General features: G+C 69.2%; 25 protein-coding genes. 17 read left to right on the plus strand and 8 right to left on the minus strand.

Going from position 1 to position 24,663, the window contains the following annotated elements; all coding sequences use genetic code 11:
* Window position 1: 1 nt before the first annotated feature.
* From ACJ7VY_RS11370 to ACJ7VY_RS11380, 3 genes are all read left to right on the plus strand, one after another.
* The gene (locus ACJ7VY_RS11370) at window positions 2–1,135 is read left to right on the plus strand and encodes an HlyD family secretion protein (RefSeq protein WP_104939248.1); all 1,134 of its coding nucleotides are present in this window, start codon (window positions 2–4) and stop codon (window positions 1,133–1,135) included.
* Between the two features lie 88 nt (window positions 1,136–1,223).
* On the plus strand, window positions 1,224–3,002 hold the full coding sequence (locus ACJ7VY_RS11375) for an amidohydrolase (protein ID WP_409475636.1): 1,779 nt from the start codon (window positions 1,224–1,226) through the stop codon (window positions 3,000–3,002).
* Between the two features lie 1,100 nt (window positions 3,003–4,102).
* Entirely contained in the window at window positions 4,103–6,040 is a 1,938-nt protein-coding gene (locus tag ACJ7VY_RS11380; RefSeq protein WP_313253606.1) for a P-loop NTPase fold protein, read from the plus strand.
* 54 nt (window positions 6,041–6,094) lie between these two features.
* Here the strand turns inward: ACJ7VY_RS11380 and ACJ7VY_RS11385 are convergent, their stop codons facing one another.
* Both ACJ7VY_RS11385 and gltX read right to left on the minus strand, forming a co-directional pair.
* A complete protein-coding gene (locus tag ACJ7VY_RS11385; protein WP_409475637.1) occupies window positions 6,095–6,583 on the minus strand; it encodes a transcriptional repressor in 489 nt (162 codons plus the stop codon).
* A 16-nt stretch (window positions 6,584–6,599) separates the two neighbouring features.
* On the minus strand, window positions 6,600–8,003 hold the full coding sequence (gltX, locus tag ACJ7VY_RS11390; RefSeq protein WP_409475638.1) for a glutamate--tRNA ligase: 1,404 nt from the start codon (window positions 8,001–8,003) through the stop codon (window positions 6,600–6,602).
* A 221-nt stretch (window positions 8,004–8,224) separates the two neighbouring features.
* On the opposite strand from gltX, the gene ACJ7VY_RS11395 reads away from it, so the two are divergent.
* Window positions 8,225–9,058, plus strand: a complete 834-nt coding sequence (locus ACJ7VY_RS11395) for a S1 family peptidase (protein ID WP_409475639.1) — start codon at window positions 8,225–8,227, stop codon at window positions 9,056–9,058.
* 48 nt (window positions 9,059–9,106) lie between these two features.
* Here ACJ7VY_RS11395 and ACJ7VY_RS11400 read toward each other — a convergent pair whose 3' ends face one another.
* Complete coding sequence (locus ACJ7VY_RS11400; protein WP_104939252.1) at window positions 9,107–9,547, minus strand: copper chaperone PCu(A)C; 441 nt, start codon at window positions 9,545–9,547, stop codon at window positions 9,107–9,109.
* Window positions 9,548–9,585: 38 nt separating this feature from the next.
* Between ACJ7VY_RS11400 and ACJ7VY_RS11405 the strand changes: the two genes are divergently transcribed.
* From ACJ7VY_RS11405 to ACJ7VY_RS11420, 4 genes are all read left to right on the plus strand, one after another.
* Entirely contained in the window at window positions 9,586–10,368 is a 783-nt protein-coding gene (locus ACJ7VY_RS11405; RefSeq protein ID WP_409475640.1) for an enoyl-CoA hydratase/isomerase family protein, read from the plus strand.
* A gap of 129 nt (window positions 10,369–10,497) precedes the next feature.
* Entirely contained in the window at window positions 10,498–11,394 is an 897-nt protein-coding gene (gene tesB, locus ACJ7VY_RS11410; RefSeq protein WP_104939254.1) for an acyl-CoA thioesterase II, read from the plus strand.
* Window positions 11,395–11,396: 2 nt separating this feature from the next.
* Window positions 11,397–11,948: a putative signal transducing protein gene (locus ACJ7VY_RS11415; protein ID WP_409475641.1), complete on the plus strand. Its 552-nt coding sequence runs from the start codon at window positions 11,397–11,399 to the stop codon at window positions 11,946–11,948.
* Between the two features lie 67 nt (window positions 11,949–12,015).
* Window positions 12,016–13,224, plus strand: coding sequence for an RNA polymerase sigma factor (locus ACJ7VY_RS11420; protein WP_240212109.1), 1,209 nt, complete (start codon window positions 12,016–12,018; stop codon window positions 13,222–13,224).
* A gap of 82 nt (window positions 13,225–13,306) precedes the next feature.
* Here ACJ7VY_RS11420 and ACJ7VY_RS11425 read toward each other — a convergent pair whose 3' ends face one another.
* Window positions 13,307–13,873: an EF-hand domain-containing protein gene (locus ACJ7VY_RS11425; RefSeq protein ID WP_240212110.1), complete on the minus strand. Its 567-nt coding sequence runs from the start codon at window positions 13,871–13,873 to the stop codon at window positions 13,307–13,309.
* A 160-nt stretch (window positions 13,874–14,033) separates the two neighbouring features.
* Here ACJ7VY_RS11425 and ACJ7VY_RS11430 point away from each other — a divergent pair, with 160 nt between their 5' ends.
* Both ACJ7VY_RS11430 and ACJ7VY_RS11435 read left to right on the plus strand, forming a co-directional pair.
* Window positions 14,034–14,792, plus strand: coding sequence for an arginyltransferase (locus ACJ7VY_RS11430; protein WP_104939256.1), 759 nt, complete (start codon window positions 14,034–14,036; stop codon window positions 14,790–14,792).
* A 50-nt stretch (window positions 14,793–14,842) separates the two neighbouring features.
* Window positions 14,843–16,045: an endonuclease/exonuclease/phosphatase family protein gene (locus ACJ7VY_RS11435; RefSeq protein ID WP_409475642.1), complete on the plus strand. Its 1,203-nt coding sequence runs from the start codon at window positions 14,843–14,845 to the stop codon at window positions 16,043–16,045.
* A gap of 78 nt (window positions 16,046–16,123) precedes the next feature.
* Here the strand turns inward: ACJ7VY_RS11435 and purT are convergent, their stop codons facing one another.
* On the minus strand, window positions 16,124–17,323 hold the full coding sequence (purT, locus tag ACJ7VY_RS11440; RefSeq protein ID WP_409475643.1) for a formate-dependent phosphoribosylglycinamide formyltransferase: 1,200 nt from the start codon (window positions 17,321–17,323) through the stop codon (window positions 16,124–16,126).
* 118 nt (window positions 17,324–17,441) lie between these two features.
* Here purT and ACJ7VY_RS11445 point away from each other — a divergent pair, with 118 nt between their 5' ends.
* The 7 genes from ACJ7VY_RS11445 (at window position 17,442) to ACJ7VY_RS11475 (ending at window position 21,813) form a co-directional block, all read left to right on the plus strand.
* Entirely contained in the window at window positions 17,442–18,323 is an 882-nt protein-coding gene (locus ACJ7VY_RS11445; RefSeq protein ID WP_293756581.1) for an SPFH domain-containing protein, read from the plus strand.
* Between the two features lie 9 nt (window positions 18,324–18,332).
* Window positions 18,333–18,620, plus strand: coding sequence for a hypothetical protein (locus ACJ7VY_RS11450; protein ID WP_054666946.1), 288 nt, complete (start codon window positions 18,333–18,335; stop codon window positions 18,618–18,620).
* The gene (locus ACJ7VY_RS11455) at window positions 18,617–18,799 is read left to right on the plus strand and encodes a hypothetical protein (RefSeq protein ID WP_054666948.1); all 183 of its coding nucleotides are present in this window, start codon (window positions 18,617–18,619) and stop codon (window positions 18,797–18,799) included. Before ACJ7VY_RS11450 ends, ACJ7VY_RS11455 begins: the two co-directional genes overlap by 4 nt.
* A complete protein-coding gene (locus tag ACJ7VY_RS11460) occupies window positions 18,796–18,978 on the plus strand; it encodes a DUF4177 domain-containing protein (RefSeq protein WP_054666950.1) in 183 nt (60 codons plus the stop codon). Before ACJ7VY_RS11455 ends, ACJ7VY_RS11460 begins: the two co-directional genes overlap by 4 nt.
* Before the next feature lies 1 nt (window position 18,979).
* Window positions 18,980–20,281 (plus strand): alpha/beta fold hydrolase, encoded by a 1,302-nt coding sequence (locus tag ACJ7VY_RS11465; RefSeq protein WP_409475644.1) that lies wholly within the window; start codon window positions 18,980–18,982, stop codon window positions 20,279–20,281.
* Between the two features lie 82 nt (window positions 20,282–20,363).
* A complete protein-coding gene (locus ACJ7VY_RS11470) occupies window positions 20,364–20,924 on the plus strand; it encodes a PH domain-containing protein (protein ID WP_240212115.1) in 561 nt (186 codons plus the stop codon).
* An 88-nt stretch (window positions 20,925–21,012) separates the two neighbouring features.
* Window positions 21,013–21,813 carry a M15 family metallopeptidase gene (locus ACJ7VY_RS11475; RefSeq protein ID WP_409475645.1) on the plus strand — a complete coding sequence of 267 codons (801 nt, stop codon included), beginning with the start codon at window positions 21,013–21,015 and terminating at the stop codon, window positions 21,811–21,813.
* Between the two features lie 160 nt (window positions 21,814–21,973).
* Here the strand turns inward: ACJ7VY_RS11475 and ACJ7VY_RS11480 are convergent, their stop codons facing one another.
* The 3 genes from ACJ7VY_RS11480 to ACJ7VY_RS11490 form a co-directional block, all read right to left on the minus strand.
* Window positions 21,974–22,645 (minus strand): DNA-3-methyladenine glycosylase, encoded by a 672-nt coding sequence (locus ACJ7VY_RS11480; protein WP_312346129.1) that lies wholly within the window; start codon window positions 22,643–22,645, stop codon window positions 21,974–21,976.
* 4 nt (window positions 22,646–22,649) lie between these two features.
* The gene (locus ACJ7VY_RS11485) at window positions 22,650–23,021 is read right to left on the minus strand and encodes a DUF423 domain-containing protein (protein ID WP_161613545.1); all 372 of its coding nucleotides are present in this window, start codon (window positions 23,019–23,021) and stop codon (window positions 22,650–22,652) included.
* 172 nt (window positions 23,022–23,193) lie between these two features.
* On the minus strand, window positions 23,194–24,330 hold the full coding sequence (locus ACJ7VY_RS11490) for an SRPBCC family protein (protein WP_293756594.1): 1,137 nt from the start codon (window positions 24,328–24,330) through the stop codon (window positions 23,194–23,196).
* Between the last annotated feature and the right edge of the window lie 333 nt (window positions 24,331–24,663).

Raw genomic sequence — 24,663 nt, forward strand, 5'->3', positions numbered from 1 at the left:
CATGAGCGACAAACAGCAGACACCCGGCGATGCCGACGCGCAGATCACCGACGCCAGCGATGGCGAAGTGGCGGCGGCGCCGGCACCGGTCTCCAAGTACAACACGCCCAGCCGCGCCAGCGTGGTGGTGATGGTCGCCATCGCCCTGCTCGGGCTGACCCTGATCCTGCGCGCCTGGCAGCTGTGGCCGTTCAACAGCAGCCACGTGCATACCGACGACGCCTACGTGCGCGGCCAGGTCACGGTGCTGGCACCGCAGGTCAGCGGCTACGTGACCGACGTGCTGGTGAAGGACTTCGACCACGTGAAGCAGGGGCAGCCGCTGCTGCGCATCGACGACCGCAGCTACCGGCAGAAGGTCGACCAGGCCGAGGCGGCGCTGGCCGAGGCGCGCGCGCAACTGGCCAACTCCGACCAGAGCCAGGCGCAGAACCGCGCGCAGATCGCAGCGGCACGGGCCAACCTGTCCGCCGGCCAGGCCGAGCGGCGGCGCACCGGCACCGAACTCCAGCGCTACGAAACCCTGGCCGCGCAACAGCTGGTATCCAGCAGCGACCGCGACAAACTGCGCGCCAGCGCGCAGGCGGCCAGCGCCGGGGTGGCGCAGTCGCAGGCGGCCATCCGCATCGCCGAGGAGAACCTCACCGCCACCCGCGTCGCGCGGCAGGCGCTGGAAGCGCGCGTGGCCAGTGCACAGGCGGCGCTGGAGCTGGCGCGGATCGACCTGGACAACACCGTCATCCGCGCCCCGCGCGACGGCCAGCTGTCCGAGGCCTCGGTGCGGCTGGGCCAGTACGTCACCGCCGGCACCCAGCTGCTGTTCCTGGTGCCGGACAGCCTGTGGGTCGTGGCCAACTTCAAGGAAGGCCAGACCTGGAAGATGGCCATCGGCCAGCCGGCCACCTTCAGCGTCGACGCCTTCCAGGGCCAGCGCCTGCACGGCCATGTCGAACAGATCGCCCCGGCCACCGGCTCGGAGTTCGCCGTGCTCAAGCCGGACAACGCCAGCGGCAACTTCACCAAGGTGGTGCAGCGGCTGCCGGTGCGCATCGCCATCGACCCGGACCAGCCGCTGGCCGCGCGCCTGCGCCCGGGCATGTCGGTGGTGGTGGAAGTGGATACGGCACAGCGCTGAGCTCCCCGGCCGGGCACCACGCCGCCGACACACCGGCATCCACCGGGCTGCGCTAGGCTGTTGCCTCGCCCCCGGTTCGGATATCCCGATGAAATCGCCTCTGGCCCTCGCCGTGCTCGCCGCCTGCACGCCCGCCGGCGCCCTTGCCGCCGATACGCTGTACTCGGGCGGCACCATCCTCACCGTCAACGACCGCCAGCCGCAGGTCGAAGCGGTGGTGGTGCGCGACGGGCGCATCGCCTTTGTCGGCACGCGCCGGGCGGCACTGGACTTCAGCCCCGCCGCACGCCAGGTCGACCTGCAGGGCCATACCCTCACCCCCGGCTTCATCGACGGCCACAGCCATGTCTCCGGCACCGGCCTGCAGGCGTTGTCGGCCAACCTGCTGCCCGCCCCCGATGGCGAGGGCAATTCGATCCCGGACCTGCAGCGGATCATGCGCCAGTTCCTGACCGGCACCGCCATTCCCGGCGGCTACAAGGTGCTGATCGGCTTCGGCTATGACGATTCGCAACTGGCCGAACGGCGCCACCCCACCCGCGAGGAACTGGACGCCATCACCACGCAGATCCCGGTGATCCTGATGCACCAGTCCGGCCACCTGGGGGCCTACAACAGCAAGGCGCTGGAGGTGGCCGGGATCACCGCGGCCACGCCCGACCCGGAAGGCGGAGTGATCCGCCGCGAACCCGGCTCGCGGGTGCCCAACGGGGTGATGGAGGAAAACGCGCACAACCTCACCCTGGCCAAGCTGATGCCGACGCTCGGCCTGGACGAGGCCATGGCGATGCTCGAGGCCGGCCAGGCGCTGTACATGAAGCACGGCTACACCACCGCCCAGGACGGCAATACCGATGCCGGCACACTGGCGATGCTGCCGCTGGCCGGCAAGAGCGGGAAGCTGAAAATCGACGTGGTCGCCTACCCCAACATCGAGGTGGCGCTGAGCAACCCGGCGATGCAGGGGCCCTACTACAGCCGCCAGTACACCGACCACTTCCGCATCGGCGGGGTCAAGATCACCCTGGACGGCTCGCCGCAGGGCAAGACCGCCTGGCTGACCCAGCCCTACTACAAGGTGCCCGACGGCCAGAAGCAGACCTACGCCGGCTACCCGATCTTCACCAACGCCCAGGCCGACGAGCTGATCAACCGCGCCTGGGAACACGGCTGGCAGGTGCTGGCCCACGCCAACGGCGATGCCGCCATCGACCAGTTCATCCACGCCGTGAGCGCGGCCGAAAAAGCCCACCCGGGCAGGAAACTGCTGCCGGTGCTGATCCACGGCCAGACCCTGCGCAGGGACCAGGTGCCGCAGATCGCCCGGCTCGGCATCTTTCCCTCGCTGTTTCCGATGCACACCTACTACTGGGGCGACTGGCACCGCGAATCGGTACTGGGCCCGGCGCGTGCCGAGAACATCTCGCCCACCGGCTGGGTACTGGATGCCGGCATGAAGTTCACCTCCCACCACGACGCACCGGTGGTGTTTCCCGACGCGATGCGGGTGCTGGACGCTACCGTCAACCGCACCACCCGCAGCGGCTATGTGCTCGGCCCGGACCAGCGGGTCACCCCGCTGCAGGCGCTCAAAGCCCTCACCCTGTGGGCGGCCGAGCAGTATGGCGAGCAGGACAGCAAGGGCTCGATCGAAACCGGCAAGCGCGCCGACCTGGTGGTGCTCTCGGACAATCCGCTCACCATCGCCCACGCCGACCTGCACAGCATCAAGGTGCTGCAGACCATCAAGGACGGCAACGTGGTCTACGACGCGGCCAGCGACACCGCCAGCACCAGCGCCTCCTGCGCCGACAACCCCGAATGCTCCCGCCGGCTGGCCGACACCGGCTTCGGCCACCACCACTGAGTCCCTGAGCCGGCCGGGCGGGATCGCCTGGTCTGGTATGCGGGAGCGGCAAGGGCCGGGCCGGTCACCGGGGCCGGCAATCCCCCAAACCGGCTTACGCCCCCGACAACCGGTTTCCGGGCGCAATTGCCCGGTCAGGCCTGCGAGAGCGGCAAGCATCGGCCCGGGGAAGCAGTGAGCGCTGGCCTCTCATTGCCTCAGCAAGCGCCGGCCGATCATTGCTCCGGTCAGTGGCGAGCGCGGAAGAGCTGTTGCTGCCCGGCGGCGGGAGGGACAACGCCGGACGGGCGGATCGCCGTGTTTCGCCGGCGGAAGCTGCAATTGCTGGCCGGTCATTGCCCCGGCCGGTGGGCGGGCGCGGAGGAGCGGTAGGTGCCCGGCGGCGCCCAGCTAACCGCTGACAACGAGCGATCTACGGTCATCGACGAGCGGTTTCCGGTCGACGGCGAGCGTTTTTGCTCATGCACGAGCGACTTCCGGAGGACGGCGACCATTTTTCGGTCGACCGCGAGGAGCATTTTTCGATCGATGCCGACCGTTTTCTGGTCGCGCGCGAGCTATTTTCGTTCGGTTTGGACCTGGTTTTGGTCGATTGTTCTGAAATTGAACGCAATGACTGCCTTGTGCGCCCCGGCGAGCGATGTCGAAGATGTCAGACGTTGGCTAGGCGTAGCGGTCGGTGGGCAGAGCCCAAGCAGGCCGCCCCCCCTCTCTCCCCAGCCGTGCCGATCGGTGCCGCGCCGTGCAGAGCAGAGCCGATCCGCCGCTGCGTCTCCTGCAGCCATCGAATCGGGCACCTCCGCCAAAGAACTGGGCACCCCGCCCAACGGGTCGGGCGACAGCACCAAGCACACAGGTTGCCCCGGATATCGCCTGACTCTTACCCCGCCACCGCTATCGGCCAGAAACGGCCGTTGCCCTCTGCCTTAGTTAAGTAAAACATGGCGGGCGTTTACGCCCGTAACGCTGTTCCACCATGGGGAATTGTGTAGGTGGCAGCGTGCGAATGCGGACGGCTCACTCGAACCTTCCGTACAAATCGAATGCGACTCAGCTCCACGCATGAAGCGGGGGACGGTCGATTGCAAAAGGGAAGAACAATGATTGACTGGATTCGGCGAAATCTGACGAAGCCCAAGAGGCTCACCACCAACGACACCGAGCCTCTGCCGCCAAGCCGGATCTTGGCGCGTCCCGATGTATCGGACCGCAACCAGCACGTAAAGGACTACCTGCGTTACTACCTGTCCTTCTCAACACCGTCAATGTTCGCGGTACTGCTAAACGGTCCGTGGGGAATAGGAAAGACCTTCGTCATCAAGCGCTTCATCGAGTCGCTCGGCGAAACGACGCGGTACATCTACGTTAGCCTTTATGGCCTCAGATCCGTCGACGAAATCGATGATGCGATCCTGCAATCCATGTATCCCGTCCTGAAGCATAAGGGCGTCGACATCGGCGGTCGCGCACTAAAGTCAGTCGGCAAGTACTTCAATGTTGAACTGGACCTCAAGGCAAGAGACTTTATCGCCAGATCAAAATCCGACCTCTACATATTTGATGACTTGGAACGCTGCGAGATGCCCATCAACACGGTTATGGGCTACATCAATGTGTTCGTCGAGCAAGAGGGCTACAAAGTCATCATTATCGCGAACGAAGCCGAAATCAGAGACGAGGCGTACCAGCGCATTCGCGAGAAGCTAGTAGGGAAAGCATTCGACATCCAGTCGGCCTTTGAGGAAGCGCTCGAGGCGTTCTTTGCTTCGATCAAGAACCGAGACGCGAAGGACTTCGTAGCGTCCCAGTCTTCGGTCATTGCTGAGATCTACCACCAATCCGAACTGAACAATTTGAGAGTGCTGCACCAGACGATCTGGGACTTCGAACGTCTCTACCTTCTACTGGACGAGAAGCATCGGGCGAACCACGACGCTATGACCGAGCTGTTGGGATTGCTGTTCGCGCTTTCATTCGAAGTGAAAGCCGGGCGGCTATCCTCGAAGGACATAGAGGAACGCCAGACCAATCTTCTAACGGCCTTCATGCGGCGCGACGAGGGCAGCGAGGCGCCGAAGATCGTCGAAGTCGATAAGCGGTATCCGACGATCCGGCTGGATACGGATCTATTGTCAGACCAAACGCTGGTCGCCGTAATCGTCAAGGGAGTTATCGACCAAACGAGGATACGCAGCGAACTCGATGAAAGCTCGTTTTTCGTGACGCTTGAGCAGGAGCCGGCTTGGCGTACGGTTTGGCATTCCCACGAACGGACGGAAGACGAAATCAATCGCGCTTTGGCAGAAATGGAACGCACATACGCGGCGCGCGAGTACACGGTCCCTGGTGAGCTGCTGCATGTGTTCGGACTCCGACTCTGGTTGTCGAAGATCGGAGCTATCCCCGGGAACCGCGAACAAGTGCTTGCTGATGGCATGGCCTATATGGATGACTTGTATGCACGCGGCGTGCTCGAGCCTATCGATCCGCACGGGGACTATTTGGATTTGGGGGGCAGTGGCTATGGTGGGCTGGGAATCCACGAGGCTGAATCGGTCGAGTACCGCCAACTGCGCGACTATTTGAACGAGAGGCGTCGTGCGACAGCGGCTGACCGCAGGCCTGAGATCGCCGAAGAACTGCTGGCGAACATGCGGGACGATCCGAGCTTGTTCCTGCGTCGGGTCTGCCTGACGAACCACGAGGACAACAAGTTCTATGACATACCTGTCTTGGCGTCGCTAGATCCTGCTAGGTTTGTTGCTGTTTTCCTCGGGCTGCATCCCCGCGGCCAGCGGGGCGCGATGATTGCGCTCAAGGCTCGATACGAGCATGGTCGGATCGACCGCGATCTACTAGACGAACGACCGTGGGCTATTGAGGTCAGAAACCAGATCCAAGCGGCGAGCGAGGCTATGTCCCCGATTCTCAAGGATCGACTGCGACAACTCTTGGAGTACGCCTTGGAAGACGTGCTTGGCATTGGGGGGCAGGACCACGTTGCAGACGGCGATCGCACCGCCGCGCCCAGCTGCTGAAAAGCAAAGGCCGCACGGTGTGCGGCCTTTCCAGTAATCAACAGCTGGCGGGATTCAACCGGCGCAGTTGGCGCACAACCCGTGTACTTCCAGGGTCTGTGCCTGCGGCTTGAAACCCAGTTCGCGGGCGCGGTTCTCGAGCTGGCGCACGATGTCCCGGTCCTCCAGCTCGACCGCGCTGTGGCAGCGGTCGCAGATCAGGAACGGCACCGAGTGCTGGTTGCTGCTGGGGTGGTGGCAGGCGACGAAGGAATTGACCGACGACAGCTTGTGCACGAAGCCGTTGGCCATCAGGAAATCCAGCGCGCGGTACACGGTGGGCGGGGCATCGGCGCCCACGCCCTTGCCCTCGCGCACCCAGTCCAGCAGTTCGTAGGCCTTGACCGGCTTGCCGGCTTCGGCGATCAGCCGCAGCACGTTGGCGCGGATCGGCGTGAGCCGCAGCCCGCGCTCGCGGCACACCCGTTCGACCACGGCGACGAAATCCGCCGCGTCGTCGACATGGTGGTGGGGGGCGGTGCAGCTGTGCTCGTGTCCGGTCATGTCAGCCTCGGCGGGATCAACCCTTCGGGACCTTGATGAGTGCGGCGTCGATGCGTTTCAAGGCTTCGTCGCGGCCGGCCAGGTACACCGTGTGCGAGATGTCCGGGCTGACCTGGGTGCCGGTGATGGCCACGCGCAGCGGCTGGGCGACCTTGCCCATGCCGATCTCCAGCGCGGCGGCGGTGTCGTGCAGGGCCACGCCCACGCTCTCCGCGGTCCACTGCGGCAGCGCCGCCAGCAGCGCGCGCGCCTTGCCCAGCGCCAGCTCGGCACCGGGCTTGAAGTGCTTGGCCACGGCCGCCTCGTCGTATTCGGTCAGCGGCTGGTACCAGACCACCGCCTTCTCGGCCATTTCCTTCAGCGTCTGCACGCGCTCGCGCAGGGCGATGACCACGTCCACCGGCGCCGGGCCGGCGGCCAGGTCCAGGCCCAGCTTTTCCAGCTGGTAGACCAGGTGCGGCGCGATGCGCTCCGGCGCCTCGGTCTTGAGGAAGTGCTGGTTGACCCAGCCGAGCTTGGCCATGTCCAGGCGCGAGGCCTTGGAGTTGCAGTTCTTCACGTCGAACAGGTCGATCAGCTCCTGGCGGCTGAACAGTTCCTGGTCGCCGTGCGACCAGCCCAGCCGTGCCAGGTAGCTCAGCAGCGCGTCGGGCAGGTAGCCGGCGTCCCGGTACTGCATCACGTCCGCCGCGCCGGTGCGCTTGGACAGCTTGGCGCCCTGCTCGTCCAGGATCATCGGCATGTGCCCGAACTTCGGCACCGGCGCACCGATGGCCTCGTACAGGTTGATCTGGCGCGGGGTGTTGTTGATGTGGTCGTCGCCGCGGATGACCTCGGTGATGCCCATGTCCCAGTCGTCCACCACCACCGCGAAGTTGTAGGTGGGGTAACCGTCGGGACGGAAGATCACCATGTCGTCCAGTTCGCTGTTGGCGATCTCGATGCGGCCCTTGATCAGGTCGTCGAAGGCGACCACGCCGTCGAGCGGGTTCCTGAAGCGGATCACCCGGTTCGGGTCGTCCTTGAACGGCAGGCCCAGGTCGCGCGCGGCGCCGTTGTAGCGCGGCTTTTCCTGCCGGGCCATCGCGGCCTCGCGCATGGCATCGAGCTCCTCGCGGGTCTCGTAGGCGTAGTAGGCCTTGCCGGCGGCGATCAGCTGCTCGGCCACTTCCCTGTAGCGGGCGACGCGGTCGGTCTGGTAGACCGGGCCTTCGTCGTAGTCCAGGCCCAGCCAGTCCATCGCTTCCAGGATGGCGTCGATCGCCGCCTGGGTACTGCGCTCGCGGTCGGTGTCCTCGATGCGCAGCACGAATTCGCCGCCGCGGTGGCGGGCCTCCAGCCAGCAGTACAGCGCGGTGCGGGCGCCACCGATGTGCAGGTAGCCGGTGGGACTGGGGGCGAAGCGGGTGCGGACGGTCATGACGGGCGTGGAAGTGGGAATAGGCGCATTTTACCGCGTGATGGCTGCAACAAGCCGCTCCTGTCCTTTGCCCGGAAATCCACCCAATCCGCGGCGTGCGCGCAGGAGCGCGCGAGCGAATACGATGACGGGGACTTATTCCGGGGATATGGCCGGCCGCATCCGCGGAACGGGACGGTACCTCCCTGGACATTCCATCGCCGCCCACTCCGGAACCGCCCATGCGCCGATTCGCCTGGCTCCTGCTGCTTCTCACCGTTCCCCTGGCTGCCGGCGCCGTCGTGATCCGGCACGACGTCGACGATGCGAAGTACCGCATGCCCGCCTCAGCCTTCCCGGCGCTGGTCGACATGCCCGGCGAGGGCCATGGCGTGCTGATCGCGCCGCGTTGGGTGGTGACCGCGGCGCATACCCTCCCGGCCCATTTGCCGCTCGGCCAGGTCGTGGTCGACGGGCGGCCGCGCGAGGTCGCGCGTGTCGTCGTCCATCCGGGCTACCGGACGCTGCCGCAGGCACTGGTCGACCAGGCCATGGCCAGCGGCGAGGCGATGCTGATCGTGGCTTTCCTCGCCACCTCCGACGACATCGCGCTGATCGAACTCAGGCAACCGGTGGCGGGCGTGGCGCCTGTCGCGCTCTACCCGCGCGGCGACGAGCCTGGCCGGACCATCGCGATCGTGGGAATGGGCGCCACCGGCACCGGCGCCACGGGGCACGATCCCGCCGGCCCCAACCGCACCGAGCTGCGCCGCGCGTTCAATATCGTCACCAGTGCCTATGACCGCTGGCTCTGCTATGTGTTCGACGAACCGCCCGCCGCCCTGCCCCTGGAAGGCATGCTGGGAAACGGGGACAGCGGAGGCCCGCTGCTCATCGAGGACGGCGGCCAATGGCGCCTGGCCGGCCTCGGGTCATGGAAGGTGATGGCAGGCGACGTGCGCACCGCGCGGCCGGGCCGTTACGGCCAGACCGCGTGCAACGTGCGTGCGAGCCACTACGCCGACTGGATCCAGGCGGTGATCTCCGGGCGCCCGCCGGCGCAGGCGGGAAGCTGAGCACCGCGCCGGCGGGCGTGGCCTTGGCGGCACACCCCGGCTTCCATCTCAGGGCCTGCGCACCACCAGCTCGCCGTGCACTTCGGTACCGTCGGACAGCACCAGCGACACCGGCACGCGCTGGCCTTCCTGCAGCGGGCCGCTGCCATCCATCAGCATCAGATGCAGCCCGCCGGGCTTGAGCTCGACGCCCTTGCCCGCCGCCAGCGGCAGGCGCTCGATCGCGCGCATGCGGCTGACCCCATCGACCAGCGTGGTTTCATGCACGGACACGTCCTTGAACGCCGGGCTGCGCACCGCGGTCACCGCCACGTCGGCCTTGCAGGTGTTGTCGATGCGACCGAAGCCACCGGCCATGTGCGCCATCGCCGGGAAACGGATCCAGCCGCCATCCAGGCGCACGCACGACGACGGCGCGGCCTGCGCCAGCGCACTGGCGGCGAAGCCGGCCATGCCCAACAGTACGCACGCGAATGGTTTGGTTATCATCGGACCCTCGACTCCCTGCCGTAATTCGAGGCCGCAGCATGACAACGCTTATCGACACGATCAACCACGGCCCCGTGCGCGAACTGCGGCTGGCACGGCCGCCGGTCAACGCGCTGGATACCGAGCTGTGCCGCGCGCTGATCGCGGCGATGAACCAGGCCATGGCCGAGGACGTGCAGGGCGTGGTGCTGTCCGGCGGCGAGCGCGTCTTCACCGGTGGCATGGACGTGCCGTACCTGCTGCGCCATGGCGAAGACCGGCAGCGGCTGATGGACAGCTGGCAGGCGTTCTTCGGCGCCGCGCGCACGCTGGCCGATAGCCGCATCCCGGTGGTGGCCGCATTGACCGGGCACTCCCCGGCCGGCGGCTGCGTGTTGGCGCTGTGCTGCGATTACCGGGTGATGGCGCGCAGCGTCGATCCGGCCAAGCCGTACCTGATCGGCCTGAACGAAGTGCAGGTGGGGCTGGTCGCGCCGGAAGGCATCCAGCGGCTGATGCGGCGCGTGGTCGGTGCGCACCGGGCCGGGGTGCTGCTGGCGGGCGGGCAACTGGTCAGCACCGAGCGCGCGCTGGAGATCGGGCTGGTGGACGAACTGGCCGACGGCGCCGACGCCGTGGTCGCGCGCGCGCTGGCGTGGCTGCAGGCGCAGCTGACGCTGCCGCGGCAGCCGATGCTGCAGACCCGCGCCATTGCCCGCGCCGACCTGCACGAGGCGATGCAGCCGCAGCACATCCAGCTGGAGCGCTTCGTCGAGGCCTGGTATTCGGCCGACGCCCAGGCCGCGCTGCAGGCCCTGGCGGCCAGGCTGGGCAAAAGCTAGGAACGGGGTGGCGAGGAACCAGAAACGGAGAGAGGCACGGCACGCTGCCGCCGCTTTCACCCGGCTCTCGTTCCTCTGCACGCGTTTCTGCTCCAAAATGGCGGCCTGTCGAACCCCAGGCCCGCCCTCTTGTCCGCCAACGCCGACCCCGTGGTACCCGAACTGATCGACCTGCTGTCGCTGGAGCGGCTCGAGGACAACCTGTTCCGGGGCCAGAGCCGCGACATCGGCACCAAGTACGTGTTCGGCGGGCAGGTGCTGGGGCAGGCGCTGGCCGCCGCCCAGGCCACCATCGACAACGGCCGTCACGTGCATTCGCTGCACGCCTATTTCCTGCGCGCCGGCAACATCGACCACCCGATCATCTACGACGTCGACCGCACCCGCGACGGCGGCAGCTTCTCGGTGCGCCGGGTCACCGCGATCCAGCACGGCAAGGTGATCTTCTTCTGCGCGGCGTCGTTCCAGCAGGCCGAACGCGGCGCCGAGCACCAGCACAAGATGCCCGAGGTCCCGCAGCCGGAAGACATCGAGCCCAACCGCCCGCTGCCGCCGGAGGTGCTCGAACGACTGCCGGTGAAGGTGCAGCGCTGGCTCTCGCGCGGCGGCCCGTTCGAGTTCCGCCACGTCTACCCGCGCGATGAACTGCATCCGCCCAAGCGCCCGCCCTACCACCAGGTGTGGATGCGCCTGAACGAGCGCGTCGGCGATGCGCCGGAACTGCACCAGGCGCTGCTGGCCTATGCCTCGGATTTCCACCTGCTGGGCACCGCGACCTTCCCGCACGGCATCAGCTACTACCAGCCGCACGTGCAGATGGCCTCGCTCGACCACGCGCTGTGGTTCCACCGCCCGTTCCGCGTGGACGACTGGCTGCTGTATTCGCTGGACAGCCCCAGCGCGCAGGACTCACGCGGTCTGGCCCGCGGCCAGTTCTTCACCCGCGACGGCGTGCTGGTGGCCAGCACCGCGCAGGAAGGCCTGATCCGGGTCGCGCCGGCGGCCGGCGAAGGCGGCGGGGAGTAAGCATGCGCAAGATCTTCACCAGCCAGCGCGTGGAAAACGCCGAAGGCGTGGCCGCCCTGCTGCGCGAGGCCGGCATCGAGGTCCGCATCACCAACGGCCGCTCGTACCAGAGCAGGCGCCGCGGCCAGTTCAGCTATCTGGACAAGAAGGACGACAGCCAGTTGCCCACCGTCTGGGTGGTACGCGCCGACGACCAGCCGCGCGCCCGCGAGATCCTGCGCGACGCACGCCTGCTCGACACCACCCGCCGCGACCACCCGGTCGCCGAGTACGCATTCCGCGACCCGCCGGCGGCGTCCGGCAGCCGCAGCTGGGCCTGGCGCATCCGCATCGCGCTGCTGCTGGTGATCGCCGCCGTCGCGCTGGTGGTCATGCTGCGCCACCGCGCCGCACCGCCGGCCGCACCGGTGTCCGCACCGGCGCCGCAGGTGCAACCGGCCCCCGGCCAGGACAACGCGGACGGCTTCCGGGTACGCATCCAGCCCAGCCAACCGGCCCCGGCCCCGGCCCCGGCCCCAGCACCAGCCGCACCGGCACCGCCACCGAAGCCCTGACCGGCAGGCGGGCAGTCACATCGGCCGGCGGGCTCCGTCCGGTAATGCAGACCACCGGGAGCCGCCCATGACCGCTGCCACGCTCGAATCCCTGCTGCACCACGAACTGCCCGCCGCCCGCGGCGGCTGCACCCAGTCCTATGGACGCATCGTGGTGGCCTGCCAGAACACGGTGACCGCCATCGCCCTGGCCATGACCCGCGACGTACAGGCCAGCGAGGACATCGCCCAGGAGGCCTTCATCAAGGCCTGGCAGCAGCTCAACCAGCTCAGCAATCCGTCCAGCTTCCTGCCCTGGCTGCGGCAGATCACCCGCAACCTCGCCCGCGACTGGCTGCGTGCCAACCGCAACCGCCCGCTCAGCGGCGAAGCCGCCGAGATCGCCATCGGCATGGCGGCCGACCCCGCCCCCGGCGCCGCCGAAGCCATGGCGCGGGTGGAGGAGGAACTGGCTGCCGAAGAGATCATCTCCGCCCTGCCCGAGGACAGCCGCGAGGCGTTGCTGCTGTTCTATCGCGAGGGCCAGAGCTCGCAGCAGGTCGCCGCGCTGCTGGGCTTGAGCGACGCGGCGGTGCGCAAGCGCCTGTCGCGCGCGCGCGCCACCGTGCGCGAGCAAATGCTGCGCCGCTTCGGCGAGTTCGCGCGCGCCAGCGCGCCGGGCACCGCGTTCGCCGCCACCCTGTGCTCGCTGCTGATGGTGGCCGCGCCCGGCACCGCCAGCGCGGTGGTGATCGGCAGCAGCGCCGGCCTGGCCGGCGCGGGCAAACTCGGCGCCGGCGGCATGGGCGCCAGCGCCGTGGGTGGCGGTGCGGCGGGCGGTTCCGTCGGCATGCTGGCCAACACGCTGATGGCCGATGGCTTCCACTTCGGCCTGGCCCTGGGCGCCACCCTCGGCGGCACCGCGGCCGCCTGGCTGGGCGGGTTGTACCTGCTGCACTACGCCGAATCGGCCGCCGAGCGCGCACAGGTACAGCGCTTCATGCGCCTGCACACCGCCACCGCCGCCCTGTTCTGCGGGAGCACGCTGCTGGTGGTGCTGCTGCACCTGGGGCTGGTGGTGTCGCTGGCATCGCTGCTGGTGGGCATGTGCGCGATCAACTACCAGTACCTGGTCACGCTGCCGCGGATCATGGGCCCGATGCTGGCCCGCGACGCCGCCCGCCATGGCCGCAGCGGCCCCACCCGCCTGTACAACAGCCTGTTCGGCCGCAGCGCGGTGGCGGTATCCAGCGTGCTGGTGGTCGCTTCGGTGCTGTACGTCCTGCTCACCCGCTGACCCGCCGCGCCCGCGGCCAATGCGGCGGGCGCGAAAAGCAGCGCCCCGCACGATGGCGGGGCGCTGTTTCATCGGGACTGGCTTACTTCGCCGCGGGTGCCGGCATCGGCTGCGGACCGCGCGTGCCCATCCGGGCACGGGCAGCCTCCAGCTCGGCAGGGCTCAACTTGCCGTCCTTGTCTGTATCGGCATTGCGGAACCATTCCTCGCGGCGCTGCTTGGCGCGCGCCTCGCGGTCGGCCTGGTCGATGAAGCCGTCCTTGTTGACGTCCATGCGCTGGAAGAAGGCCTGGTACTCGGCGGCGCTGACGCGGCCATCGTGGTCGCTGTCCATCATCCGCAGCATCCCCTTGCCTCCCGGGCCGCGATGGTGGCGGCCCATGCCGCGGTGGCCGTCGCCGCCACGGGCGTGCCAGCGCGGCATCTCATCGCGCGACAGCCTGCCGTCCTTGTTCGTGTCCCGTGCGTCGAAGCGCTGCGCCAGCCGCGGGTGCGCCGCGGCTTCCTGGCGGTCGATCGCGCCGTCGCCGTTGGCATCCATGCGTGCCGGCGCCGGCTTCTGCGTGGGCGCGGTGGCGGCCAGGGTGGCGCCGGTGGCGGAAGCGGCCAGCAGTACGGCCAGCAGGATCAGGGGGTTGCGGTGGGTCATGGTCTGGCTCCGGTGGTGGAAGATCGGGCGCATGGCTGCGTCCTCATGGCAATCAACGCGCGCCGGACGCCTGCGTTGACGCCGATACCGGCGGTGTTCACGGCGCAGACAGCCCGCGCCGGACGCGCGTACTGAGACCGCCGGCCGCTATGCTGTGGCCATGGCCCTGCATGGCGACTCCCACGAAGAACTGCGCCTGTTCCAGACCGGCGAACACCCCTGCGGCTACTTTCCCGAGCGGCGCGCGCGCGACCTGGTGCTCGACCCGCAGGACAGCCGGCTGGGCGAGCTCTACCCGATGGCGCTGGGCTGGGGCTTCCGCCGCTCCGGCGACCTGGTCTACCGGCCACACTGCCAGCAATGCCGCGCCTGCGTGCCGGTGCGGGTACCGGTGGACCGCTTCGCGCCCGACCGCAGCCAGCGCCGCTGCCTGGCGCGCAACCACGACCTCGAATGCCGGGTGCTGCCGGCCGCACGCACCGACGAGCAGTTCGCGCTGTACCGGCGCTACCTGGCCGCGCGCCATGCCCGCGGCGGCATGGACGACCATGGTCCGCACGAGTTCGACCAGTTCCTGATCGGCGGCTGGTCGCATGGGCGCTTCCTGGAGATCCGCGCCCCGGGCGCCGCCGGGCAGCGCGGCCCGCTGCTGGCGGTGGCCGTCACCGACGTCACCCCGCTGGGGCTGTCGGCGGTGTACACGTTCTTCGATCCGGACCAGCGCGCACGCGGCCTGGGCACCTACGCGATCCTGCAGCAGATCGACTGGGCGCGCCGCTGCCGCGCTCCCCACCTGTACCTGGGGTACTGGATCGACGGCCACCGCAAGATGGACTACAAGCGCCGCTACCGGCCGCTGGAGTGCTTCGACGGCCGCCGCTGGCTCGACATGGACACCGGTGCCGCGCCGGTCGCTTAGGCCCATACGCTGCCATCCCACCTTCATCGCCCGGGTGCGAGAATGCGGCCATGAACAAACACACCCTGCTCCTGGCCCTGACGATGCTCTGCGCCGCCTGCACCAGCACCGCCCCGGCCACCGCGCCGGCAGCACCGGCCACGCCCCAGCTGCGGCTGGCGACCTACAACACCTCGCTGTATTCGGACGATGCCGGCGGCCTGATCCGTGAACTGGAAGGCGACAGCGCGCATGCGCGCAAGATCGCCGCGGTGCTGCAGCGGGTCCGTCCCGACCTGGTGCTGCTCAACGAGTTCGATTTCGACGAGGCCCATCGCGCCGCGGACCTGTTCCAGCAGCGCTATCTGGAAACCGCGCAGGCCGGTGGCGGCGACCCGTTGCGTTATCCCTACCGCTACCTGGCACCGGTCAACACCGGGGTGCCCAGCGGCCTGGACCTGGACAACAACGGCAGCGTCGGCGGCAAGGGCCGCGAGCGCGGCAACGATGCCTGGGGCTACGGCCTGCATCCGGGCCAGTACGGCATGCTGGTGCTGTCGAAGTACCCGATCGACACCGCGGCCGTGCGCAGCTTCCAGCTGTTGAAGTGGAGCGCCCTGCCCGGCGCGATCCGCCCGATCGACCCGGATACCGGCAAGCCGTTCTGGAACGACGCGGTCTGGTCGCAGCTGCGGCTTTCGTCCAAGTCGCACTGGGACGTGCCGGTGCGCACCCCGCTGGGCACGGTGCACGTGCTGGCCGCGCACCCGACCCCGCCGGTGTTCGATGGCCGGGAAAAGCGCAACGCCGCGCGCAACCATGACGAACTGCGGCTGTGGAAGGACTACCTGGACGGCGGCGACGCGCCGTGGCTGTGCGACGACCAGGGCCGCTGCGGCGGGCTGGCCGCGGACGCGCGCTTCGTGATCGTCGGCGACCTCAACAACGATCCGGTGGATGGCGACGGCCGTCACGACGCCATCGTCGAGCTGCTTGAACACCCGCGGGTGCTGCGCTACCCGACCCCGGCCAGCGCCGGCGGCGAGCAGACCAGCCTGGCCTATGCGGAGAAGGGCATCATGCGCCGCGGCGCGCCGCAGCATGCCACCGGTGATTTCGGCCCGCGCTCGGGCACGATGCGGCTGGATTACGTGCTGCCCTCGACCGGCTTCAGCTACGTCGACGGCGGCGTGTTCTGGCCGGCGGCCGGCACCGCGGAGGCGGCGATCGCCGACGGCAGCGACCACCACCTGGTATGGGTGGACGTGCGCTGAGCCTGCCCGACGGCAGCAGCGACTGAAGAAAAAAACGCCGGCGACCGCCGGCGTTTTTCTGTCATGCCGAGCGGCCGGTCAGCGCAGCTCGATGGCGATGGCCGCGGCCGCGTCGCGGGCGATGGCGCGGGCCTGGTCCACGTCCGCGGCACGGGCCAGGGTGACGCCGACCCGGCGCTGGCCCTGCACCACCGGCTTGCCGAACAGGCGCAGCGCCGAATCCGGGTGCGCCAGCGCGTCGGCCACGTTGCTGAAGAACGGCACGCCGTTGCCCTGCGCCAGCAGCGCGCGTGACGCCGCCGGCCCATAGTGGCGGATCAACCCGCCCTCGCCGGCATCGACCGGCAGCCCGAGGATCGCCCGCGCATGCAGCGCGAACTCGCTCAGCGCCTGCGATGCCAGCGTCACCAGCCCGGTGTCATGCGGGCGCGGGCTGACCTCGCTGAACCATACCTCGTCACCCTTCACGAACAGCTCCACGCCGAACACGCCCCAGCCGCCGAGGTCGTCGGTGATCGCACGCGCCACCGCCTGCGCACGCGCCAGCGCCGCGGCCGACATCGCCTGCGGCTGCCAGCTTTCGCGGTAGTCGCCGTCGCGCTGCAGGTGGCCGATCGGCGCGCAGAACGCGGTGCCGCCGGCGTGGCGCACGGCAAGCAGGGTGATCTCGTAGTCGAAATCGATGAAACCCTCGACGATGCAGCGCCCGGCGCCGGCGCGGCCACCGGTCTGCGCGTACTCCCAGGCCGGGCCGATGTCGGCCGCGCTGCGCAGCGTGCTCTGGCCCTTGCCCGACGACGACATCACCGGCTTGACCACGCACGGCAGGCCGATGGCCTCTACCGCGGCGCGGTACTCGGCCTCGGTGTCGACGAAGCGGTACGGCGACGTCGGCAGGCCCAGGGTTTCGGCCGCCAGCCGGCGGATGCCCTCGCGGTCCATGGTCAGGCGCGCCGCGCGCGCGGTGGGAACCACGCGCAGGCCCTGCGCGGCCTCCAGCTCCACCAGGGTCTGGGTGTGGATGGCCTCGATCTCGGGCACCACCAGGTGCGGCTGTTCGCGCGCGATCACCGCGCGCAGCGCCTGCGGATCGAGCATGTCGATGACATGGCTGCGGTGCGCAACCTGCATCGCCGGGGCATCGGCATAGCGGTCCACGGCGATCACTTCCACGCCGAAGCGCTGCAGTTCGATCGCCACTTCCTTGCCCAGTTCGCCCGAACCGAGCAGCAGCACACGGGTGGCGGAAGGCGACAGCGGGGTACCAAGCGAGGTCATCGGGCGGATCCGGAGGGCAACGGGGGCGCACATTCTAGCCGCGGGCGGGCAACCGGCCCCTCTTGCATGTTGATATCAATTTGATATCTTTCATCGTAACCACCACGGAAGACGCGCCATGAAAGAGAAAGCCCTCGGTTCCCTGCCCGGCATTCCCAGCCTGCTGGGCTCGCTGCTGTTGATGCTGGCCGGCGCCGCCGCGCTGGTCTACGCGGTGGTCCTGGCCAAGTCCGGGGCCGGCGGCGCCGGCCTGCTGGTGGCCGCTGGCCTGGTGCTGCTGGTCGTGGGCCTGTTCCTGAGCTGCGGCCTGTACATGGTCCAGCCCAACCAGGCCGCGGTGGTGAGCCTGTTCGGCAAGTACGTGGGCACGGTCAAGGACAACGGCCTGCGCTGGAACAACCCGTTCTTCACCAAGAAGAAGGTCAGCCAGCGCGTGCGCAACTTCGAGAGCGGCAAGCTCAAGGTCAACGAACTGGACGGCTCGCCGATCGAGATCGCCGCGGTGATCGTGTGGCAGGTGGTGGACGCCTCCGAGGCGGTCTACAACGTCGACGACTACGAGAGCTTCGTGCACATCCAGTCCGAGTCGGCGCTGCGCGCGATGGCCACCAGCTACCCCTACGACCAGCACGAGGACGGCCAGCTGTCGCTGCGCAGCCACGCCAGCGAGATCTCCCAGCACCTGAAGGACGAGCTGGCCGAGCGTCTGGCCGATGCCGGGGTGCAGGTGCTCGACGCGCGCATCAGCCACCTGGCCTATGCCCCCGAGATCGCCCAGGCGATGCTGCAGCGGCAGCAGGCCAACGCGGTGATCGCCGCGCGTCAGCGGATCGTCGCCGGCGCGGTGGGCATGGTCGAGATGGCCCTGGCCGAGCTGCAGAAGAGCGGCCTGGTCTCGCTGGACGAGGAACGCAAGGCGCAGATGGTCGGCAACCTGCTCACCGTGCTGTGCTCGGACCGCGGCACCCAGCCGGTGGTCAACACCGGTTCGCTGTACTGAGGCCGTCCGATGAATGACCTGCTCGCCGCGCTGATCGTCGCCCTCACCGGCCTGCCCGCCCTGGGCATCGCCGCCTGGAGCAGCCGCGATGGCAGCCGCCACGCGCGCGGCCTCGGGCTGCGCTGGGCGCTGATCGCGCTGAGCCTGTTCCTGGGCGCCACCGGCCTGTACCTGGCCGCCGGCAACCGCATGGCCACCTATGCGGTGGTGATCGCGCTGGTGGTGGTGGTCAACGCGCTGGGCGTGGCGCTGGTCCTGCACCTGCGCCGCGCACCGGTGGGGACGGGACGCCGGTGAGCGAGAAAAAGGCCTATCCGCTGCGCATCAACGCCGACGTGCTGGCGGCGGCGCAGCGCTGGGCCGACGACGAGCTGCGCAGCCTCAACGCGCAGATCGAGTACGTGATACGCGATGCGCTGCGCAAGGCCGGGCGGCTGCCCACCCCCAGGAACGAATCCACCGAGGAAGAACCATGAGTACGCAATGGAAGTATCTCGTCGTCAAAGTGAAGACCGGCATGCTCGGCGACTTCAAGATGGAGACGCTGCAGGAAGAGCTGGACCGGCATGGCCGGCTCGGCTGGGAACTGGTCAACGTGGTACACGCCACGCCCACCATCTCCTCGCCCACCCTGATCTTCAAGAAGGAAGTCTGAGATGAAGCGACTGCAGGCATGGATCGCCGGCATGGCGACCGCGGTCGTGATCGCGGCCGGTGCGGCGGCCGCCGATTCCCCCGCCGCGCTCGCCACGCGGCTGCTCGACCAGCTCGACGCCGGCCAGTACGCCGCGGCCGAGGCCACGTTCTCGCCGCAGATGAAGGCCGCGGTTCCTGCGCACAAGCTCAAGGCCATGTGGGAGTCGCTGCCCGTGCTGCTGGGCGCGGCGGGTGCGCGCGGCGAAGCGACCGTCAGCGAGGCCGACGGCTTCCGCATCGTGGCCATCCCGCTGGCCTACGCACGCGACAACGTGCTGGCGCGCGTGGTGCTGGACGGCGACGACCGCATCGCCGGCTTCCTGGTGCAGCCCCCGCCGCCCCCGCCACCGCCGCCGGCCGCGGATGCGTCCTTCAGCGAACAGGCCATCACCCTGCCGGCGCTGGCGTCGGGCAAGCCCGGACTGCCGGGCACGCTGACCCTGCCGCGGGGCAAGGGCCCGTTCCCCGCCGTGGTGCTGGTGCATGGCTCCGGCCCGCAGGACCGCGACGAGACCATCCGCGGCAACCGCCCGTTCCTGGACATCGCCCGCGGCCTGGCCGCACACGGCATCGCCTCGCTGCGCTACGACAAGCGCACCCGGGCGCGGCCGCAGGATTTCAGCGGCACGTTCGGCATCGATGACGAAACCACCGACGACGCCGTCGCCGCCGTCGCCGCGCTGGCCGGCAATGCCGCCATCGCCCACGACCGCATCCACGTGCTCGGCCACAGCCAGGGCGGCCTGCTGGCCGGCCGCATCGCCGCCAGGAGCCAGGGCAAGGTGGCCGGACTGATCCTGCTGGCGGCACCGGCGCGCCCGATCCTCGACCTGCTGGGCGAACAGAACCGCTACCTGGCCCATCTCGACGGCAGCGTCAGTGCCGAAGAACAGGCGCACCTGGACGCCCTGGACGCGGCCATCGCCAAGGTGCGCCGCGACCCCGCGGCGAAGCTGCTGGAGCTGCCCGGCCACTACTGGCAGCAGCTCGAACGGATCGACCCGGTGGCCGATGCGCGCGCCAGCCAGCTCCCGGTGCTGTTGCTGCAGGGCGGCCGCGACTTCCAGGTGGTCGATGCCGACTGGCAGCGCTGGAAACAGGGACTGCAGGGGCCGCGCTACCGCTTCCACCTGTACCCCGCGCTCAACCACCTGGGCATCGCCGGCGAAGGCAAGGGCACGCTGGACGAATACAGCAAGCCCGGCCACGTCGATGCCACGCTGATCCAGGACATCGTGCGCTGGGTACAGGCGCAGGAATGACACCGCGGTGTGCCGATGCCGGCGTGATGATGCCGGCACCGGACACCCGCGGCCCATGACCACCGGAACAGGAACCCGCGAAATGTCGACTGCGACACCCCTGCCGAAGGACTATCCGCTCGCGCCACAGGGCGGCATGCCGCTGCTGATCCTGTGGGCCATCCTGCTGGCGGCGATCGGGCTGCCGCTGGCGTTCCTGGCCGGCGACAAGGGCGTGGCGGCACTGGCGAGCCCACGCGCCTGGCTGGGTCCGGTGCTGGTGTCGCTGACCGGCGTGGCGGTGAGCCTGGCCTACCTGCGCAAGCGCATCACGCTCGACGCCGGCGGCCTGGTGGTCCGCTCCACGTTCTATACCCGGACCGTGGCCATCGGCTCGCTGCAGCTGGAGCGCGCGCGCATCGTCGACCTGGGCGAACACCGCGCCTTGAAACCGGCGCTCAAGACCAACGGCTACAGCCTGCCCGGCTTTCGCTCCGGCCACTACCGCATGGGCAATGGCAGCAAGGCGTTCTGCCTGATCACCGACCCCAGCCGCGTCCTGGTGCTGCCGCTGCGCGATGGCGCGCAGTTGCTGCTTTCGCCCGAGCAGCCACGTGCCCTGCTCGACGCACTGAAGCAGCGCGCCGGCGACGGCGCGGCGTAGAAGCGGCCAGCGCGCATCGCCGCGGGCACGCCTGCATGCGCCAGCGCCGGCAATCGACAGCTCCGCGGCGATGGCCCAAGCTAACGCCATGCGCACCGCTCCCCGCCTGCTGCTCAATACCCCGGATATCGAACTGTGGCCCGGCGGCCTGCTGCGCGCGCGCAGCAACCACGATGCACGGCTGCTGTCCCGCGCACGCACGGTGCTGCGGCGCAAGCGCGACGGACGCTACCTGGCCGCGCAGCTGCCGGAAGGACTGATGCCGATGGTCGAACGCCTGGCCCGCGAGCCGGGCATCGACGCGGCGCTGCAGTGCCTGGAAACCCCGCTGCCGCGCGGCGGTCCGCCCGCGCAGGCGTCGCTGCCGCTGGATCGCCTCAACCAACGCCTGCAGCGCCTGGGCCTGGACCAGCGCTATGCCGCCGGCAGCGGCCTGCCGCTGGTGGCGGAGCCGGCCTGGCTGCATTTCGCCGGCCTGGACCGCTACCGGCGCGCGCTGTGGCTGAGCCGCGGCGCCGCGCGCGCGTGGCAGCGGCTGCGCGCGGCCGCTGCGGTCGATGGCGTCGCGCTGGATGCGATCTCCGGCTACCGCAGCCACGACTACCAGCTGGGCATCTTCGAACGCAAGCTCGCCCGCGGCCTGCGCGTGGCGGAGATCCTCACCGTCAACGCGGCGCCGGGCTACAGCGAGCACCACGGCGGCAACGCACTGGACATCGGCACGCCCGGCGAGCCGCCGGCGGAAGAATCGTTCGAGCACACCGCGGCCTTCGCCTGGCTGCAGGCGCATGCCGGGGAGTTCGGCTTCCACATGAGCTACCCGCGCGGCAACCCGCACGGCATCGTCTACGAACCCTGGCACTGGTGCTTCAGCGGCCCCACGGGCTGAACCCGCCAGCGGCGGCCGCTGGCGCACGCGCAGCCCCGGCCACCCGCGGCGCCTGCACGAGGTCGGCCCTCGGCGTACGGCGACCCGCCCCGGCAGCGTCCGGCCGCCTTGGCATGCACCGCACCGGCGCACCCAGCGGACGACAGCGCTGATGCGGTGCTCAGTCCTGCGAGCGGTTGGTGTCCGCGCCGCCGTCGGCCATGTCGGCGATCCGCCACAGGTACAGGCTGGCCAGGGTGCGGTACGGCCCCCAGCACTGGCCACGGGCCTGCAGCTCCCGCGGCGTGGGCAGCCCCGCCCCGCCATCGACCCGCTGCGCACCCTTGCGGACGCCCAGGTCGTCCACCGGCAGGATGTCCGGCCGGCCGAGCCGGAACATCAGCATCATCTCCACCGTCCAGCGGCCGATGCCGCGGATCGGCAGCAGCGCCTCGACGATGGCCTCGTGGTGCATCCACGCCATCTGCCGGGTCGAGGGGATGTCCCCGGCCAGCTCGCGCCGCGCCAGGTCGCGCAGCGCCAGTGCCTTGTTGCCCGATACGCCGCAGGCGCGCAGCCCGGCGTCGTCGATGCGCGCCAGTGTCGCGGCGTGCAGGCGCTGGCTGCCGATCGCCGCTTCCACCCGGCCGACGATGGTCGCGGCCGCCTTGCCGCTGAGCTGCTGGAACACGATGGCGCGCGCCAGTGCATCGACCGGATCGAACGGACGCCGCCACCCGGGCGGCGCATCCAGCGGGCCGACGCGGCGGATCCAGCGCGCCAGGCGCCGGTCGTGGCGCTGCAGGTGCGCCAGCCCCTGCCCGAGGTCGAAACCGCGCGGGTGCCGGGGCACGCGGCTAGCGCCTCAGCGCGCTGAGCGCCAGCAACACCCAGCCGGCCATCAGCGCGGTGCCGCCGGCCGGCGCCAGGCGCGTCGGCCACCAGCCCAGCGCACCGCCGGCCACGCTGCCGGAGAACAGCAGCACGCCCAGCAGCAGCACATACAGCGCTGTACGCCCGGCGGCGTTCAGCGATGCCGGGCCGAGTATCGCCAGCACCGCGCCATGGCCGAAGGCGTACAGGGCCGCCGTCTCCAGGTGGGACCGCGCCAGCGGATCGCCCACCGCATGCGACGCGTAGGCCGACATGCCCACCGCCGATGCCGCCAGCAGCGCCCCGCAGAACGCCAGCAGCGACGGCCTGCGCACCCTCCGTTCCAGTCCCAGCATCATCTTCCCCCGGTTGCTCGGCCACCACGGCGTGGCCATGTACATGCGGACGCCGGGCGCATCGCCTGCCCGGGCCGGCGTCCGCGTGCCACCGGGCAGCAGGCAACAAAAAACGCGCCGCTGGGGGCGGCGCGTTTTCTGTGCATCACTTCATTCTTCCGCGACGGGCCGGTTACTTGACCGACCAGTACACGTCGTAGGTGCCGTCGGTGGTGAACGCCTTGTCCACGCCGCCCTTCCACGATTCGTACGGACGGTCGGTCACTTCGTAGCCGGCAGTGGTCGCCCAGGCGCGCAGCGCGTTGCGCGCCACGTCCAGGCCCGCCATGTGGCCGGTGTAGGAAGCGAACGCCGAACGGTGCGCGTCGGCATGCACGTAGGTCACCGGGTTGCCGGACGGGATCTTGACGTCGAGCTTGCCACCGGTGGCGGCAACCGGGGCGGCCTCGGCCTTGTCGGCCTCGCCTTCCTTCTTGTCGCCGGCAGCGGCGGCAGCGCTCTTCTTGCGCACCGGCTGGGCCACGTCGAAAGCGTACTTCTCGGCGCCGAAATCGGTGGTCACGATGCGCACCGGGCCGGCGGCCTCCAGGCCGTTGGCTTCCATCGCGCGCTTGATCCACTCCTGGTTGTCCAGGATCGACTTGCGGATGCTCTCGTTGCTGCGGTCGATGTTGCCGGCGTTGACCACCAGCAGGTCCTCGACCGGAACGTCCACGACCTTCAGGTCGGTCAGCGGGGCTTCGGCGGCGCGGTAATCGACGTTCGGCACCGAGGCCAGCATGTTGGCCATGCGCGACAGGCCCAGCTTCAGGTCGTCGCCGATGTGGCGGCTGACGTACAGGCCGGCGTAGCGGCCGAACAGGTCGAACCCGTAATTGACCGAGTAGTCCTGGGTGATCTTGACGTTGCGGTCGTTCTTGCCGGTCGGCTCCAGGGTGAAGGTGGTGACCTTGTCCTTGCCCTTGGTCTGGTCCTCGATCGCGATCACCACGCGCTTGTTCTGCTCGGTGTCGGTGATTTCCCAGCTGCCCTGGCCCAGCGCGCTGTCCTTGGACGAATACTCCAGGCGGGCGCCCTTGCCGGCGTCCGGACCGCTGTACTTCAGCTCGATGCCCTTGTCACGCAGCACCAGCGGGTTCCAGTCCTTGAAGCGGCGCAGGCTGTTGACCGTGTCGTACACGATCGTCATCTTGCGGTTGGTTTCGATGCTTTCGGAAATGTGGCGCTCGCCCGGCAGGCACACGCCAATGATGACGAAGAGGCCAGCCACGATCCCCAAGGCGATCAGGAACTCGATAATACGGGTCATTCAGGAGTCTCCGGGGCCGATCCCACGGCCGGGTTGATTGAAGCGAAGCCCCCATCCTATCAGGCTTTGCGCAGGTTGTTGACGGATTTGGCGCACCGGTTTCCGTGTCCGGTGCAGGCATGCGGGCCGAAGGCCGTAAAGGCGGCCACCCCGCCGCCGGGGCCCTGCACGATGCCATGCGCGGGCCGGGCTGGCGAGGGGTGCGACGCCGCTTATTTTCCCTCTACCGGCGGCCTCCGCACCAGTCGTTCCATGAGATTCATTCGAAAGCAGATTCCGCCATGCCGGCATCGCCGGCCGCGGCAACGCCCGCCGGACGCAGCCGTATGGCCC

It is taken from the genome of Stenotrophomonas sp. Y-13, assembly GCF_046267925.1.
In the GTDB taxonomy this organism is placed as follows: domain Bacteria; phylum Pseudomonadota; class Gammaproteobacteria; order Xanthomonadales; family Xanthomonadaceae; genus Stenotrophomonas; species Stenotrophomonas acidaminiphila_A.